General features: G+C 69.7%; 3 protein-coding genes. 1 reads left to right on the top strand and 2 read right to left on the bottom strand.

What is annotated here, in order from left to right; genetic code table 11:
* Together AC31A1_RS50230 and AC31A1_RS50225 are read right to left on the bottom strand one after the other, a co-directional pair.
* The coding region (locus AC31A1_RS50230) for a DUF3558 domain-containing protein (protein WP_489659729.1) at window positions 1-792 on the bottom strand (792 nt) is incomplete at its 3' end.
* Window positions 793-910: 118 nt separating this feature from the next.
* Window positions 911-1,771 (bottom strand): DUF3558 domain-containing protein, encoded by an 861-nt coding sequence (locus tag AC31A1_RS50225; protein ID WP_489659728.1) that lies wholly within the window; start codon window positions 1,769-1,771, stop codon window positions 911-913.
* A gap of 250 nt (window positions 1,772-2,021) precedes the next feature.
* On the opposite strand from AC31A1_RS50225, the gene AC31A1_RS50220 reads away from it, so the two are divergent.
* Window positions 2,022-2,406, top strand: a 385-nt coding sequence (locus AC31A1_RS50220; protein WP_489659727.1) for an RtcB family protein, incomplete at its 3' end; no start/stop codon positions are given.

Genomic DNA, 2,406 nt, shown 5'->3' with positions numbered 1-2,406 from the left:
GCCCGAACCCGCGCCCCCGCCCGAGCCGTTGGCCGACGTGACCGCCGCCACGGCCTCCTTCACGGCCTTCTCCGCCGCCTTCGTCAGCGTGTCCGCGCTCGGGGCCTTCTCGCCCGCGAGGCCCGCCCCGTTGTAGTCGATCGTGACGACCACGTTCTCGACCCGCGCCACCACCGTCTGCTGCTTGAAGGCGCCTTCCTTCTTCTTCAGGTCGTAGCGCACCGCCGTGGCCTCGTCGCCCGCGCCCGCGACCGGCTCCGACTTGGCGTTCTTCGCGCCGGTGACGGACTGCGCCTCCGACACCTGCTTCGTGTAGTACGCCTGCGCCAGCTTGTCGCCCTCGCCCTGCGTCTGCGAGGAGTCGAACCGCAGCAACGACACGTTCAACCAGCGGAACTGCGAACCCTTGACCCCGTTGTTGTCCAGGCTCGTCCAGGAGCAACTGCCGCGCGACGCCGTGTCGCTGGAAGTGCCCTCCTTGCCCGACTTGGCGCCCTTCGGCACCAGCTCGGTCAACGTCTTCTTCGACAGCACCGCACACGGCTCGGGCAGCTTCTTGTACGCCGCGGCCCGCACCGTCGGAGCGGCGGTCGCGTCGGCGGACGTCGTCGCACCGGGGCCGGTCGTGTCCTTGCCCGCGCCGTCGCCGGAGCCGGAGTCCGAGGAGCAGCCGGCCGCGATCAGCATCACCGGGACGGCGGCCGCGCAGACAAGGAGGCGGCTCAGACGCTTCGCCCGCTGCTGGTCACTGTGCTCTCGCTGTGCTGGTTGATGCATGGTTCCTTCACTCATGACGCTCGTGGTTCCTGCCGTCGGATCGGGTCCGAGGGGCCACGGTACGCGGTGAGTCACCTGTGCGGTCTCCGTTCGCGGGCTTTGCGCGACCCCGCGAACGGCACCCCGCGAGGCCCTACCCGTTGAGCGAGTCGGCCAGCTGCGCGGCCAGTTTCCGCGCCCTGTCCTGCATCTTCTGGCTGTCCGGCACGACACCGACCGTCGCCGGCTGCTCCTCGTACTCGATGGTCACAATGACGTTGGACGTGCGAAACACCACAGTCACCGTGCGCTGCTGAGCCGTCGATCCGGAACTGCTCAACGCGTCGTCGAGGAACGCCTCGTCGCCGAGGCCGGAGAGGGCGCGGGGTTCGAGACCGGTGGGGGAGGCGGTGGCGGACGCCGAGGCGGACGTCGAGCTGGAGGCGGACGCGGAGGACGAGGACGAGGAGGTGGCGGAGGGCGTCGCGGAGTCCGACGCCGACGCCGAGCCGGACGCCGACGCCGAGTTCGACCCGGTGTCCGACGCCGTGGCGCTCGCCGTCGGCGCCGGGAGGTCCGCCGCCGTCTCCTTCGTCGCGAAGATCGTCTGCGCCTGGCTGTCGTCGCTCACGGCGTTGTCGTAGGACACCACCCGCTCGAAGTCGACCAGGAGATGGTCCGTCGCGTCCGTGGACTCGACCTTCCAACGGCAGCCGACCTTGCGGTCCGTGTCGTACGTCAGCGTCGCGTCGCCCGCGTACGCCGCCTCGCGCTGGTCCGCGTCGGTGATCTGCTGGATGCCGGGAAGCAGGGAGTCCAGGGTGCTGTGGGCGACCGCCCCGCAGGGTTCGGGAAGCGTGCGGTACTTGCCCGGCTGGGCCACCGCCGTCGCCGTACCGGCCTCGCCCGGGTTCGCGTCGTCCGTCGTACCGCTGTCGGCCGAGCCGCTCGTGCAGCCGGCCAGCAGCGCCACGAGGAGCGCGGCGGTGCCGGGTACGTACGCCTTCCGCTGCACGGTCGGGCTCCTCTCGACGATGTGTCGGGTAGGGAGGTGTCGGGTGTCTTCTCTGCCCCTCGACCCCTTGAACGATCCAGGGTCTGCCAGTGTCCCCGCTGGTTAATCGCTTGCCGCACCGGGGGACCCCCTGGAGACAATGTCTATCGCACGCACAGCCGTGGACGCCGGTCCGCTGTCCCTTTCGTTGACCTTGGCGCCGGTTTTGCGATGTATGGCTTTTATTTGTTTCCGGGGGAATGAGGACGATATGTCGTACGTGGAGATGCCGGGCGCGAAGGTCCCGATCCGCATGTGGGCCGACCCGTCGACGGTCGAGGAGGGCGCGCTCCAGCAACTGCGCAACGTCGCGACTCTGCCGTGGATCAAGGGCCTGGCGGTCATGCCGGACGTGCACTACGGCAAGGGTGCGACGGTCGGTTCGGTCATCGCGATGCGGGGCGCGGTGTGCCCGGCGGCGGTGGGGGTCGACATCGGCTGCGGAATGTCCGCGGTGAGGACGTCACTCACGGCGAACGATCTTCCCGGCGATCTGTCGCGGCTGCGGTCGAAGATCGAGCAGGCGATTCCGGTGGGGCGGGGGATGCATGACAGCCCTGTGGAGCCGGGGCGGTTCTACGGGCTGGCTACTGGGG

Source organism: Streptomyces sp. P5F9 (assembly GCF_057961495.1).
This window is presented reverse-complemented; position numbering and strand designations above follow the sequence as displayed.